The organism is Acuticoccus sediminis, from assembly GCF_003258595.1.
Classification (GTDB): domain Bacteria; phylum Pseudomonadota; class Alphaproteobacteria; order Rhizobiales; family Amorphaceae; genus Acuticoccus; species Acuticoccus sediminis.
In genome coordinates, this window is sequence record NZ_QHHQ01000006.1 from 39171 (window position 1) to 52253 (window position 13083).

Here is a 13083-nt window from a genome sequence, read left to right on the forward strand (position 1 = left end):
GCGGTGGCTCAGGCGGGCGTCCGGCGGCGGGACGGCAGGGCGCCATATCGCCACAACAGGTTAGAGGCATGATGACAGCCCCATAAGTCAAAGGCAGCGTCGGTCCGGGCCGCGCCGATGCGTCAGCGGTGCGAGGCGGCGTTGGACCGGTGTCCGCCGTGGATTGACGCGCCGAGCCGGCCCGTCGTCTTGTGGCCGCGGGAGGATGGAATGGATTTCGACCTGACCGAAGAGCAGGCGGCCATCAAGGATCTGGCCGCCGACTTCGCGCGCACGGAGATCGCGCCGCGCGCCGCCGACTGGGACCGCGACCACACCTTTCCCGTCGATGTCCTGCGCCGGGCCGCCGCGCTCGGCTTCGGCGGGATCGTCGTCGGGGAGGCGCACGGCGGGTCGGGGCTGACCCGTCTCGACGGAGCGATCATCTTCGAGGAGCTGGCGCGGGCCTGCCCGTCGACGGCGGCCTATATCTCCATCCACAACATGGTCGCGGGGATGATCGACCGCTTCGGCGACGAGGCGCAGCGCGCCCGGTACCTGCCGCGCCTCTGCGCCATGGAGCACTTCGCGAGCTACTGCCTGACCGAGCCGAACGCCGGGTCCGACGCCGCGTCGCTGCGCACAAGGGCCCGGCGCGAGGGGGACGACTACGTCCTCGACGGGGCGAAGGCGTTCATCTCCGGCGGCGGGGCGTCCGACATCTATCTCGTGATGGCGCGCACCGGCGGGGAGGGGGCCGCCGGCATCAGCGCCTTCGTCGTGCCGGGCGGGACGCCGGGGCTCTCCTTCGGCGCCCAGGAGGAGAAGCTCGGCTGGCATTCCCAGCCGACGGCGGCGGTGATCTTCGACGGCTGCCGCGTGCCGGCCGCAAACCGCATCGGCGCGGAAGGGGATGGCTTCAAGATCGCGATGGCCGGGCTCGACGGCGGTCGGCTCAACATCGGCGCCTGCTCGCTCGGCGCGGCCGCCGAGGCGCTGGAGCTCGCCGCCGCGCACATGAAGGAGCGGGTGCAGTTCGGCAAGCCGCTGGAGGCGTTCCAGGCGTTGCAGTTCCGCCTCGCCGACATGGCGACGGGGCTGGAGGCGGCGCGTCTTCTGTTGCACAAAGCGGCCAGCGCGGTGGACCGCCGTGCGCCCGACGCGACGGCGCTGGCCGCGATGGCCAAGCGTCTCGCGACCGACACGGGCTTCCAGATCGTCAACGACGCCCTTCAGCTTCATGGCGGGTATGGCTATTTGCGGGACTATCCACTGGAGCGACTCCTGCGGGACCTCCGCGTCCACCAGATTTTGGAAGGTACGAACGAGATCATGCGCGTCATCATCGCCCGTCATCTTTTGAAGCCCTCCAACCGATGAGCGACATCAACTTCGACACGGTCGGCCGGGCGGGGCTCGTCACGCTGAACCGGCCCAAGGCGCTTAACGCGCTGACCGAGGCCATGGTGCTGGAGCTCGGCGAGGCGCTCGACGAGTGGGCGAAGGACGACCGCATCGCCCGGGTCGCCGTGCGCGGCGAGGGGGAGAAGGCGTTCTGCGCCGGCGGCGACATCCGCTCCGTCTACGATCGCCGCGCCGGCGCGACGGACTTCTTCGCCAACGAGTACCGCACCAACAACCGCATCGCGCAGTACCAGAAGCCGTACGTGGCGCTGATCCATGGCGTGTGCATGGGCGGTGGCGTCGGGCTGTCGGCGCACGGTCCGTACCGTATCGCCAACGAGACGCTGACCTTCGCGATGCCGGAGACGGCGATCGGCCTCTTCCCCGACGTCGGCGCCACGCACCTTTTGTCGCGGATGGAGGACGAGGCGGGCATGTGGCTCGGCCTCACCGGCCACCGCATCAAGCGGGACATGGCCGCCGCCGTCGGCTACGTGACGCACCCCGTGGAAGGCTCGCTCGACGCCGCGCTCGACCGCGTCGCGCACGCCCGCGACCTCGACGGCGCGCTCGCCGAGCTGACGGTGGAGACCGAGCCCTTCGATGCCGGGGACCGGAAGGTGATGGCGCACGCCTTCGCGGCGCCGAGCGTCATCGAGGTCATGGAGCGGCTCGAGAAGGCCGGCAGGGACAACGAGTTCGCCAAGATCGCCGCCGACGAGATCCGCCTGCGCTCGCCGATGAGCCTGTCGGTGACCTTCGAGCAGATCCGCCGCGCGAAGGACCTCGACCCGGCGGAGGTTCTGGAGATGGACTTCTCGATCGTCTGCAAGATCCTTGACGGGCACGATCTCTACGAGGGGATCCGCGCGGTGCTGATCGACCGCGACAATGCGCCGAAGTGGGATCCGGCGGAGCTCGACCGGGTGGATCCGGGGGAGGTGCTGGCGCATTTCGCGCCGAGCCCGCACGGCGAGCTGGGGCTGAAGCACATGGCGGGCCGGTCGGCCCATGGCGCCTGAGATGCCGCCCGAAGCCTCGTCCGACGGACCTGCTGACGACGACGCCGCGAAGACCGCCGCGGCGGCATCCTCGCGCGGTCTGATGCGCACCACCGCCCCGACCCGTACCAGCGCGCCGGCGGAGGGACCGGCGACCACCGCCCGCGCCGCCGCCCCCGTCCGGTCCGGCGGGACCCAGCCGAAGGACCCGGCCGGCCCCCGGGACGCGACCCGGGGCGAGGGCGGCAAGGGAGCGCCCCGGCCCGACGCGGCGAAACCGCCGGCGACGACGCGCACCGCGCGGCCCGCCGGCGCGCCGACGGCGGCGGGCCGCGCGGTGGCTCCGGCGGCCTCAGGCCCCGGCGGCTCTCCTGCATTGCCACCGCCCGATGACGGGCCGTCGGGTCCGGCCGGCGCGCAGCTCCCGGTCCCGGTGAGCGAGGCGCAGGCGTCGGCCGCCCAGGTCCCGGCGACGGTCGCCGACAAGGCCGAGACCGGGAAGGTTCCGGCGAAGAACGGTTCGGCGGGGGCGAAGTCAGTGCCGGCCAAGACGGCACGGGACGCCAGGCCGCCGCGCCAGACCACGTCGCGCACCGCGCCGATGTCGCTCGCCGCGATCCACGCGGCGATGGCCGGCCACCACGACGGCCACGACCCGCTCGGCATCGCCCTCGCGACCGTGGTGCGGATCACCTCGGCGGTGTGGCTTGCGGGGGCGGTGATCGTCTGGATGCGCCTCGTCGGCTACGAGACGGACGTGATCGTCGCGAGCTGGCACAACCCCGGCGGGCCGTGGATCTCGACCGCCGTCGCCGCCGTGGTGATGCCGGTGATCTCCGTCGGCCTCTGGCTCGCGGCGCCGTGGGGCATCGTCCTGTGGGCGAGCGCGCTGCTGGCCGCCGTCGTCGCCGCGATCCTGTCGCCGGACTCGGTGCCGTTCGGGATCCTGGCGCTCGTGGGCAACATCGCGGCGCTGGCGCTCGCCGTCGGACTGGCCGTTCTGAAGACCTGGAAGCGGCACGACGGGCCGCGCTGAACGGGTCCGCCGCCCTGAGACATCGTGTCAGGGCGTTCCGGCTCTAGGCGGACCCGCCGAAGCGGTGTAGAGGCGATTCCGAAACGGCGTCGGGCCGGTCTGCCCGATCGCGTCAATGCTGCCGAACGGCGGCTAAGGCCTTGTGACGCAAATGCCACGTGCCTCGCGTTCACCTTTGGTTAACGCTGCGGCTTAAGGACCGCTTTAGCGCATGGGGCCAACCTCGCGGAAAAGCGCCCGAACGGGCCGGTAACCGATGAGGCAGAACCATGAATTTTGTGGTGCGGCAGACGGAATGTGACCGGGCGATGGATGCGCCCGTCACCCCACGGGGTAACGAGGCGTACGTGGAGGCGATCCGGCTGATCGAACGCGCGCACCGCCGGTTCCTCGACGTCGTCAAGGACGAGCTCGACCGGGTCGGCCGGGACGAGGTCAACAACGTGCAGGCGGTCCTCCTGCACAATCTCGGCGAGGAGGAGCTGACGCCCTCCGAGCTGAAGACGCGGGGCTACTATCTCGGCTCCAACGTCTCCTACAACCTGAAGAAGCTGAACGAGCTCGGCTACCTTCAGCAGCGCCGCTCGAACCGCGACCGGCGCACGGTCCGGATCTCGGTGACGGAGAAGGGCGCCGAGATCGCGGCTCTGGTCGACAGTCTGATCAACCGGCACATGCAGTCGCTCGGCGCCATCGGCGGCGTCGATTCCGAGCAGCTCGAGAGCGCGACGCAGACGCTGAAGCGCCTCGACCGGTTCTGGAAGGACCAGGTGCTCTACCGCCTGTGACCGACTGTCGCTTGGCCGCGCGCGAAGCGGCCGGGCTCTCCCGGTGAACGCGCTCACCAAGTCGTGAGCGCAGGTCTTGCGCACCCCTTTCGCATGATCATACGTTGTTCGCTGTGCGTTTGCGTGGTACCGCGACGTGAGTTCCGTGAGTTCCGGGGGGTCGCGTGACTGTTTTGCCACGTCGTTCTGTCTTCGCCCGTCTGGGCGCCTTGAGTGTCGGTCTTGCCATGATGGCCCTGTCCGGGCCGGCTTCGGCACAGGATTTCGGGCAGAGCCCGCTCGCTGCACTGCAGGACTACAAGCACCAGGCCGAGTGGTCCGAGCGCTTCGACGCGACGCTGCCGGAAGTCAACGCGGTCAATTCGCAGCTTCCGACACTCTCGCCGCAGGCCCTCGGCCGCATGCAGCTCGTGATCGAGCAGTATCGCACCATCGCGGCGTCCGGCGGCTGGCCCGAGGTCAACTCCCCGAAGCAGGCGCTGCGCCTCGGCACCAGTGACAAGAACGTCCCGGTCCTGCGCCAGCGGCTGATCATCACCGGCGACCTCCAGGAGCGCGGCGGACGGCAGGACGTCTACGACTCCTACGTCGCGACCGCGGTGCGCCGCTTCCAGCTGCGCCACGGCCTCCCGGCGACGGGCATCCTCGACGCGCCGACGCTGATCGCGATGAACATTCCGGCCCATGTGCGGGTGCGCCAGCTGGAGTCGAACTTCAACCGCATCCAGGACCTCTCCAAGGGGCTGAGCGACCGCTACGTGCTGGTCAACATCCCCGCCGCGGAGATCGAGGCGGTCGAGAACGGGCGCGTGCGCTCCCGTCACACGGCGGTCGTCGGCAAGGTCGACCGGCCGAGCCCGCTGCTGACGTCCCGCATCCACGAGATCAACTTCAACCCGTACTGGACCGTCCCGGTCTCCATCGTGCGGCGCGACCTGATCCCGAAGATGCAGCAGGACCCGTCCTACCTCGCGAACCAGAAGATCCGGATCTACAAGTGGGGCAACGAGTCCCGCGAGTACTCGTACAACGAGATCGACTGGAACACCGACGAGGCGACGCAGTACATGTTCCGCCAGGAGCCGGGCGAGCTGAACTCGCTGGGCACGGTGAAGATCAACTTCCACAACACCCATCAGGTGTACCTGCACGACACGCCGCAGAAGGGCCTCTTCGGCGAGGGCGCGCGGTTCCACTCCTCGGGCTGCGTGCGCGTGCAGAACGTGCGTGAGCTGATCACCTGGCTGCTCGCCCCCAACGGCTGGGACCGTGCCCAGGTCGATCAGGTCATCCGCACCGGCGAGCGCCTCGACGTTCCGCTGAAGCTGCAGACGCAGATCATGTTCGCCTACATCACCGCCTGGGTGAACGCGGACGGCGTCGTCCACTTCCGCGACGACATCTACAACCGCGACGGCACCGAGACGGTCGCCTACAGCGGCGGCACGACGGTCCGCTGACCGGCCGCCGGAGCGCGATGCGCCCGGTCGCCGTCGCCCGTTCCGGTCGAGTTAACTTGACAGGGCAGGGGCATCAGACTATCCGAAGTCCAGCTGCGGCGGAGATCGCAGTGAGGACTTACGACAGGGGTGGCGAACTTCTTCACTGACGTTTCGCAGACCTGTGGGAACTTGAGATGGCCGCGTGGTTTGCCCCGCGGCTATTTTGCTTTTGGCACCGTGCAGCAGACCGGGAGCCCCCGCCGCCGGTTCCGCCCGTCGTCCGGGCCGTGGACCGCGCCGCCGGCACCGCGCAGGGACCGCTGCCGGGACCCCTCGCGCGCCGCGTACCGCCACCGGACCGGCCCGCACGCGCAGATAGGGACGATCGTGACCGATCCGATCCGCCCGGCGGCCGACGACGCGACCGGGCCGCTCCGCCCGCAGTGCCGTGTCCGGCCGCCTCGCCGCGTGCGCAATGCCTCTCATCCACAGCGCCGTTCTGGATCGCGTCGACGCGCGATGCTACCAGCGCCCCGTGCCCGTCCCGCGGCCGCCCGGCATCGCCGGCGCCGGCCCGGCGCGCCGGCGCGTTGCCCGAAGCGCTCCGCCCCTCGGGCGAAACGTTCACCGCGATGGCGCGGCCGCACGGCTGTCGGCACGCTGTCGCAATCGTGCCACCGGTCCGTCGCCTGGCGCATTGCGCCGGCTCCGGACGCTGGCTATCTCGATGACCTCGGCGGAGACGCCACCCGCCACAGTGCTTGGAGGCCCATATGAGCTTGCGTGACGCCGTAGAGACCCGCCCCTTCTTCGAGAGGTCGCTGGCCGACAGCGACCCCGAGATCGCCCGCGCCGTCGCTCTCGAACTGGAGCGGCAGCAGAACGAGATCGAGCTGATCGCGTCCGAGAACATCGCCTCCAGGGCGGTGCTCGAGGCGCAGGGCACGGTGCTGACCAACAAGTACGCCGAGGGCTATCCGGGCCGGCGCTACTATGGCGGCTGCCAGTTCGTCGACATCGCCGAGGAGCTCGCCATCGACCGGGTGAAGCGCCTGTTCGGGTGCGAGTTCGCCAACGTGCAGGCCAACTCGGGCAGCCAGGCCAACCAGGCGGTGCTGCTCGCCTGCGCCAAGCCGGGTGACACGCTTCTCGGCATGGGTCTCGACGCGGGTGGCCACCTGACCCACGGCGCGAAGGTCAACCTGTCCGGCAAGTGGTTCAACGCGGTCGCCTACGGCCTCGACCCGGCCACCGGCCTGATCGACTACGACCAGGTCGCCGCGCTCGCCGAGGAGCACAAGCCCTCCGTCATCATCGCCGGCGGCTCGGCCTATTCGCGCCTCATCGACTTCGCGAAGTTCCGCGAGATCGCCGACAGAGTGGGCGCGACCTTCCACGTCGACATGGCCCACTTCGCCGGCCTCGTCGCCGGCGGCGTCATCCCGAGCCCGTTCCCGCACGCCCACGTCGTCACCTCGACGACGCACAAGACCCTTCGCGGCCCGCGCGGCGGCATCGTCCTGACCAACGACCCGGACATGGCGAAGAAGATCAACTCGGCGATCTTCCCCGGCCTCCAGGGCGGTCCGTTGATGCACGTGATCGCCGCCAAGGCCGTCGCCTTCGGCGAGGCGCTGCAGCCGGCCTACAAGGCCTACGCCCACCAGGTGGTCGAGAACGCCAAGGCCTTCGCCGAGGCGCTCAAGGGCCACGGCTTCGAGATCGTCTCGAACGGGACCGACACGCACGTGATCCTCGTCGACCTGCGTCCGAAGCGGGTGACCGGCAAGGACGCCGAGAAGGGCCTCGGCCTGTCGTCGATCACCACCAACAAGAACGGCGTGCCGAACGACCCGCAGAAGCCGATGGTGACGTCGGGCATCCGCGTCGGCACCCCGGCCTGCACCACTCGCGGCTTCGGCGTCGCCGAGTTCCAGGACGTGGCGCGCATGATTGCCGAGGTGGTCGACGCCATGGACCAGGGCGGCAACGTCGACGAGGCGGTGTCGAAGAAGGTGAAGGACGAGGCGCACGCCCTGACGGCGCGCTTCCCGATCTACGCCGAGTAGGACGTGCGCTGCCCGTACTGCGGGGCCGACAACAGCCAGGTGAAGGAGTCGCGGCCGACCGAGGAGGGGGCCGCGATCCGCCGCCGCAGGGCCTGCACGGTGTGCGGCGGTCGGTTCACCACGTTCGAGCGCGTGCAGCTGCGCGAGCTCACCGTGGTGAAGCGTTCCGGCAAGCGCGAGCCGTTCGACCGCGACAAGCTCGCCCGCTCCATCCAGATCGCCACCCGCAAGCGCTGCATCGACGAGGAGGTCATAGAGCGGATGATCTCCGGCCTGGTGCGCCAGCTCGAGGCGACGGGGGAGAGCGAGGTGACGGCGGCCGAGATCGGCGACCGCGTGATGGACGCGCTGAAGGGCATCGACGACGTGGCGTACGTGCGTTTCGCCTCGGTGTACCGCAACTTCTCGGAGGCGCGGGACTTCGAGGCGTTCGTGACCGAGCTCGCCCACAGCGTCGGCCAGGTCCGCGGGCCCGCCGAGGCCGCGGCCGCGGACGACGCCGAGGACGCGGCCGAGTAGCGGGCGCGGCAACCGCGCGACGACGCGCGAGCTGAGGATGGACGCGCCGCGGCGGTGTTCCGGGCGGCGGCGACGATCTACACAGCGTGTCATGCTCGCCAGGACGGACACCCGGAAGGATCGACTATGCTGACCCGTGCCGCATGGGACACCGGGACGCGCCGCTCGGACCAGTCGTGGATGGCGGCGGCCCTGGCGCTCGGCCGGCAGGGGAACGGGCGCACCGCGCCCAATCCGTCGGTCGGTGCCGTGATCGTCAAGGACGGGGTCGTGGTCGGGCTCGGGCGCACGGCGGACAGCGGACGCCCGCACGCCGAGGTGGTGGCGCTGCGGCAGGCCGGCGACGCGGCGCGCGGCGCGACGGTCTACTGCACGCTCGAACCCTGCTCTCATTTCGGCAAGAGCCCGCCCTGCGCGGACGCTCTGATCGCCGCCGGCATCGCCCGCGCGGTGGTGGCGATCGAGGACCCCAACCCGGAAGTCGCCGGGCGCGGCACCAGCCGGCTGCGCGCGGCCGGCATCGACGTCGATGTCGGCCTCGGCGCCGCGCAGGCGACGCGCGACATGGCCGGCCATCTCACCCGCATGCGCCTCGGCCGTCCGTACGTCACGCTGAAGCTCGCGGTATCGGCGGACGGCGCCATCGGCCGGCTCGGAGCGGGGCAGGTCGCCGTCACGGGGCCGCTGACGCGCCGCTTCGTGCATGTGATGCGGGCCGAGCATGACGCCATCGCGGTCGGATCCGGGACCGTCCTCGCCGACGATCCGGCGCTGACATGCCGCCTGCCGGGCATGGCCGGACTCTCGCCCCAGCGCGTGGTGTTCGACACCGAGGCGCGCACGCCGCCGACCGCGGCGATTTTCGCCGGCCCCGCCAAGACCTTCGGCACCGTCGCCGGGCCGACGATCCTCGCCGCTCCCGACGTCGACGCGGGCCGTGTCGCCGCGCTGGAGGCGGCGGGGGCGACGGTGGTCGCGGTGCCCCGGGGCGCGGACCGGCGGATCGACCCGGCCGCGGCCCTCGCCACCCTCGCGGCGGCCGGGGTGACGCGGCTGATGGTGGAAGGCGGCGCGGCTCTCGCCGAGGCGCTGTGGGCGGCCGATCTCATCGACGAGGTGGTGTGGATCGAGGGGCCCCATGCGCTCGGCGGGGATCTGGTCCGCCCATTCGGCGGGGAGGGGCGTTCAAGGCTTGCGCAACGCTTCGCACTGGGCCACGTGTCACCCGTCGGCGACGACCGATGGCTTCACTGGCTGCGATAGATGTTCACTGGGATAATCACCGACGTCGGCACCATCACCCGCTGCGAGGCGTTCGGGGACGGTGCACGGCTCACCATCGCGTCGGCCTACCCGGTCGAGTCGATCGCCATCGGCGCATCGATCGCCTGCTCCGGCTGCTGCCTGACGGTGACGACGCTGGAGCCGCACGGCACCGGCTCGGCCTTCAGCGTCGACGTGTCGGGCGAGACCATGGACAAGACGACCATCGGCAGCTGGAAGACCGGCGACCGCATCAACCTGGAGCGGTCGCTGAAGGCCGGGGACGAGCTCGGCGGCCACCTGGTCTCGGGTCACGTGGACGGCCGGGCCGAGATCGTCGAGCGGGTCGACGGGGAGGAGATGACCACCTTCCGCTTCGCCCCGCCGCCGCAGCTCATGCCGCTGCTGGCCCACAAGGGCTCCGTGGCGCTCGACGGCACCTCGCTGACGGTGAACGACCCGACGGACACCATCGCGACCGCGCCCATCCCCCATTCCGGCCTGAACGAGCCCGGGGAGACCTTCACGGTGGCGATGATTCCGCACACGCTGGCGGTCACCACCTGGGCGGATCGGCGGCCCGGCGATCTCGTCAACATTGAAGTCGACACGATTGCGCGGTACGTCGCCCGCCTTGTTGGCGCACGGATAGCCGGCTAGCAAAGCGGCCCGTCGGCGATCGACAGGGCGACAGCCGCCTCGCGCGGCGTTTCGAAGGACGACATCATGGCTTCTCGCGCGCTCATCATCGAAGCCCGCTTCTACAATCACATCGCGGACATGCTTCTGGCGGGCGCCAAGGCCGAGTTCGCCAAGCGCCGGTTCGAGGCGGACGTCATCAGCGTCCCGGGTGTGCTCGAGATCCCGACGGCGCTGTCGATGGCGCTGACGTCGGCACGGCGGCGGGATCTGCCGTACTCCGTCTTCGCGGTGCTGGGCTGCGTGATCCGCGGCGAAACGTACCATTTCGAGATTGTCGCCAACGAAGGAAATCGGGCGATCATGGACCTTACGGTGGCGAACCGGCTGCCGCTGGGCAACGGGATTCTGACGGTGGAGAACGAGGAGCAGGCGCTGGTGCGGGCAGACCCGAAGCAGAAGGACAAGGGCGGCGATGCGGCTGCTGCGGCGATCGCCCTCTACGACCTTCGCGAAGCGCTCACCCGATGAGACCGCCGCGCAAGGAGAATAAGGCGAAACCTGCCAACAAGCGGGCCGTCGCGCGCCTCGCGGCGGTGCAGGCGCTCTACCAGATGGACGTGACCGGCTCCGGCGCGCGCGACATCGTCAAGGAATTCGAGATCTTCCGCCTGAAGCAGGACCTCGACGGCGAGGAGCTGCGCGCCATCGACATGAACTGGTTCGACGGCATCGTGTCGGGCGTGGTGGCGAACCAGCGCGACATCGACGGCGCCATCGACGAGGCGCTGAAGTCTGGATGGCCGCTGCGGCGCATCGATCTCACCTTGCGCGCGCTGCTCCGGGCGGGGACATTCGAGCTGATGTACCGCGAGGATGTGCCCATGCGCGTGATCGTGTCGGAATATGTGGAGGTCGCGAAGGCCTTCTTCGGCGAGGACGAACCCCGCCTCACCAACGGCGTGCTGGATTCGATTGCGCGCAAGGTGCGCCCGGAGGCGATCGGTGGCTGAAGCCGCTTCCGTGGTGACGGTCGAGACGCCGACGCTCGTCATCACCGCGGAGCTGTCGGGCCCCGAGGACGGGAGCCCGATCATCCTCCTGCACGGCTGGCCTGACGGTCCGCGCTGCTGGGACGCGGTGCGGCCGGCGCTGCACGCGGCCGGGTACCGGACCATCGTTCCCTGTCTGCGCGGCTTCGGGGCGACGACCTTCCGCCCCGGCGCGACCGTGTCCGGAGACCTCGAGGCGCTGGGGCAGGACGTCCTCGACCTGATGGACGGGCTGGGCCTCGCCACGGCCGTTCTCGTCGGCCACGACTGGGGCGCGCGCGCGGCATACGTGGCCTCCCATGCGGCGCCGGAGCGGGTGACCGCGTGCGTCGCGATCTCCGTCGGCTGGGGCACCAACACGGCGGACCAGCCGATGCCGCTCGGCCAGGTCCAGAACTACTGGTACCACTGGTTCTTCGCGACGCCGTACGGGGCGAAGCGGCTGAAGGACGACCCGCGCGGCTTCGCCCACTACATCTGGACGATCTGGATGCCGGACTTCCCGTTCGACGCGGCGACCTACGAGGCGACCGCGCCGGTGTTCGACAATCCGGACTGGCCGGACGTGACGATCCATTCCTACTCGGTGCGCTGGGGCAACGCGGCGCCGAATCCGCAGTACGACGCGCTCCGGGCGGCACAGCGCGCCGACATGACGATCCGCGTGCCGACGCTGATGCTGCACGGCGAGGCCGACCCGGTCACCGCGGCGGCGACGTCGGACGGCAAGGGCGATCTCTTCGCCGCGCGCTACGAGCGCCATGTCCTCGCCGGTCTCAACCACTTTCCTCCGCGTGAGGCGCCGGACGTCGTGGCGCGGCACATCCTCGACTTCCTCGGCTGACGGGGCGTGGACGAGGATACGCTGATTGCGACGGTGTTCGCGCCGCTCGCGACGGATGCCGGCGCGGACGGGCTGGGTGACGACGCGGCGTCCTTCGCCGGCGGGGCGGGGGACATCGTCGTCACCTGCGACGCGCTGGCGGCGGGCGTGCACTTCTTCCCCGACGATCCGCCGGCGGCGATCGCGGCGAAATCGCTGCGGGTGAACCTCTCCGACCTCGCGGCCAAGGGCGCGGAGCCGTTCGCCTACCTGCTGGCGCTGGCGCTCCCGGCGGACTGTCGGGGCGACTGGGCGCGCGAGTTCGCCGCGGGTCTCGCGGCCGATCAAGCGCGCTACGGTGTGACCCTGCTGGGCGGCGACACCCTGCGCGCCTCGCCGGGCGGCGGCGCGACGATCACGGTGACGGCGTTCGGGCGCACGGGCGGCGGCGCGACGGTGCGGCGGAGGGCGGCCCGGCCGGGCCACCGGATCGTCGTGACAGGAACCGTCGGCGACGCAGCGCTCGGCCTGCAGGCGCGGCTCGCGGCACCCTATGCCATCGACGCCTCGCACGCCGAGGCGCTCGACCGTGCGTACCTGTGGCCGGATCCGCCGGTTGCGGCCTGGCGTGTGGTGCGCGAGTTCGCGAGCGCTGCGATGGACGTCTCGGACGGGCTGATCGGCGACCTCGCCAAGATGTGCCGCGCGGCCGGCGCGGGCGCCGAGCTCGACCTCTCGGCGGTCCCGCTGTCGGCGGCGGTGCGGGCGGCGGTCGCGGCCGATCCGTCGGCGTTCGACCGCGCCGTCACCGGCGGCGACGACTACCAGATCCTCGCCACCATGCCGGACGGGCAGGTGGCCGGCTACGTCGCCGCGATCGAGGCGCTGGGGTTCACAGCGACCCCGGTCGGAACGATCCGCAGCGGGGAGCCGCGCGTGACGCTCCTGCGCGACGGCCACGCCGCCGAGGTCCTCGACGGACGGTTCCAGCACTTCTAGGCGCGCTCCGGCTCCGGCGCGCGGTGCTGGTGGGCTGACAAGCGCAAGCGCCTTTAGTAACACGGATAA

General features: G+C 70.7%; 13 protein-coding genes. All 13 read left to right on the plus strand.

Annotation, left to right across the window (positions count from 1 at the left end; translation table 11 throughout):
* Positions 1 to 210: 210 nt before the first annotated feature.
* The 13 genes from DLJ53_RS24190 to thiL all read left to right on the plus strand — a co-directional run bounded on the left by DLJ53_RS24190 (position 211) and on the right by thiL (position 13014).
* Positions 211 to 1359 (plus strand): acyl-CoA dehydrogenase family protein, encoded by a 1149-nt coding sequence (locus tag DLJ53_RS24190; RefSeq protein ID WP_111350047.1) that lies wholly within the window; start codon positions 211 to 213, stop codon positions 1357 to 1359.
* Positions 1356 to 2405 carry an enoyl-CoA hydratase/isomerase family protein gene (locus DLJ53_RS24195; protein ID WP_111350049.1) on the plus strand — a complete coding sequence of 350 codons (1050 nt, stop codon included), beginning with the start codon at positions 1356 to 1358 and terminating at the stop codon, positions 2403 to 2405. Before DLJ53_RS24190 ends, DLJ53_RS24195 begins: the two co-directional genes overlap by 4 nt.
* Positions 2395 to 3420, plus strand: coding sequence for a DUF6163 family protein (locus DLJ53_RS35315; RefSeq protein ID WP_111350050.1), 1026 nt, complete (start codon positions 2395 to 2397; stop codon positions 3418 to 3420). The genes DLJ53_RS24195 and DLJ53_RS35315 overlap by 11 nt, the downstream gene beginning before the upstream one ends.
* A gap of 308 nt (positions 3421 to 3728) precedes the next feature.
* Positions 3729 to 4208, plus strand: coding sequence for a MarR family winged helix-turn-helix transcriptional regulator (locus DLJ53_RS24205; RefSeq protein WP_111350052.1), 480 nt, complete (start codon positions 3729 to 3731; stop codon positions 4206 to 4208).
* A 227-nt stretch (positions 4209 to 4435) separates the two neighbouring features.
* Positions 4436 to 5668: a L,D-transpeptidase family protein gene (locus DLJ53_RS24210; RefSeq protein ID WP_111350054.1), complete on the plus strand. Its 1233-nt coding sequence runs from the start codon at positions 4436 to 4438 to the stop codon at positions 5666 to 5668.
* A gap of 755 nt (positions 5669 to 6423) precedes the next feature.
* Entirely contained in the window at positions 6424 to 7719 is a 1296-nt protein-coding gene (gene glyA, locus DLJ53_RS24215; RefSeq protein ID WP_111350056.1) for a serine hydroxymethyltransferase, read from the plus strand.
* A 3-nt stretch (positions 7720 to 7722) separates the two neighbouring features.
* Complete coding sequence (gene nrdR, locus DLJ53_RS24220) at positions 7723 to 8238, plus strand: transcriptional regulator NrdR (protein ID WP_111350058.1); 516 nt, start codon at positions 7723 to 7725, stop codon at positions 8236 to 8238.
* 126 nt (positions 8239 to 8364) lie between these two features.
* Complete coding sequence (gene ribD / locus DLJ53_RS24225; RefSeq protein ID WP_111350060.1) at positions 8365 to 9501, plus strand: bifunctional diaminohydroxyphosphoribosylaminopyrimidine deaminase/5-amino-6-(5-phosphoribosylamino)uracil reductase RibD; 1137 nt, start codon at positions 8365 to 8367, stop codon at positions 9499 to 9501.
* A complete protein-coding gene (locus DLJ53_RS24230) occupies positions 9502 to 10161 on the plus strand; it encodes a riboflavin synthase (RefSeq protein WP_111350062.1) in 660 nt (219 codons plus the stop codon).
* Between the two features lie 66 nt (positions 10162 to 10227).
* Positions 10228 to 10671 carry a 6,7-dimethyl-8-ribityllumazine synthase gene (gene ribH, locus DLJ53_RS24235; protein ID WP_111350064.1) on the plus strand — a complete coding sequence of 148 codons (444 nt, stop codon included), beginning with the start codon at positions 10228 to 10230 and terminating at the stop codon, positions 10669 to 10671.
* Positions 10668 to 11153 carry a transcription antitermination factor NusB gene (nusB, locus tag DLJ53_RS24240; protein ID WP_111350066.1) on the plus strand — a complete coding sequence of 162 codons (486 nt, stop codon included), beginning with the start codon at positions 10668 to 10670 and terminating at the stop codon, positions 11151 to 11153. The genes ribH and nusB overlap by 4 nt, the downstream gene beginning before the upstream one ends.
* Complete coding sequence (locus tag DLJ53_RS24245; RefSeq protein ID WP_202913336.1) at positions 11146 to 12036, plus strand: alpha/beta fold hydrolase; 891 nt, start codon at positions 11146 to 11148, stop codon at positions 12034 to 12036. Before nusB ends, DLJ53_RS24245 begins: the two co-directional genes overlap by 8 nt.
* A 6-nt stretch (positions 12037 to 12042) precedes the next feature.
* A complete protein-coding gene (thiL, locus tag DLJ53_RS24250) occupies positions 12043 to 13014 on the plus strand; it encodes a thiamine-phosphate kinase (protein ID WP_111350069.1) in 972 nt (323 codons plus the stop codon).
* The last annotated feature ends 69 nt before the right edge of the window (positions 13015 to 13083 follow it).

Coding starts and splice junctions, on each gene's coding strand:
- DLJ53_RS24190 (WP_111350047.1), top strand. CDS start 211: ATGGATTTCGACCTGACCGAAGAGCAGGCGGCCATCAAGGATCTGGCC.
- DLJ53_RS24195 (WP_111350049.1), top strand. CDS start 1,356: ATGAGCGACATCAACTTCGACACGGTCGGCCGGGCGGGGCTCGTCACG.
- DLJ53_RS35315 (WP_111350050.1), top strand. CDS start 2,395: ATGGCGCCTGAGATGCCGCCCGAAGCCTCGTCCGACGGACCTGCTGAC.
- DLJ53_RS24205 (WP_111350052.1), top strand. CDS start 3,729: ATGGATGCGCCCGTCACCCCACGGGGTAACGAGGCGTACGTGGAGGCG.
- DLJ53_RS24210 (WP_111350054.1), top strand. CDS start 4,436: ATGATGGCCCTGTCCGGGCCGGCTTCGGCACAGGATTTCGGGCAGAGC.
- glyA (WP_111350056.1), top strand. CDS start 6,424: ATGAGCTTGCGTGACGCCGTAGAGACCCGCCCCTTCTTCGAGAGGTCG.
- ribD (WP_111350060.1), top strand. CDS start 8,365: ATGCTGACCCGTGCCGCATGGGACACCGGGACGCGCCGCTCGGACCAG.
- DLJ53_RS24230 (WP_111350062.1), top strand. CDS start 9,502: ATGTTCACTGGGATAATCACCGACGTCGGCACCATCACCCGCTGCGAG.
- ribH (WP_111350064.1), top strand. CDS start 10,228: ATGGCTTCTCGCGCGCTCATCATCGAAGCCCGCTTCTACAATCACATC.
- nusB (WP_111350066.1), top strand. CDS start 10,668: ATGAGACCGCCGCGCAAGGAGAATAAGGCGAAACCTGCCAACAAGCGG.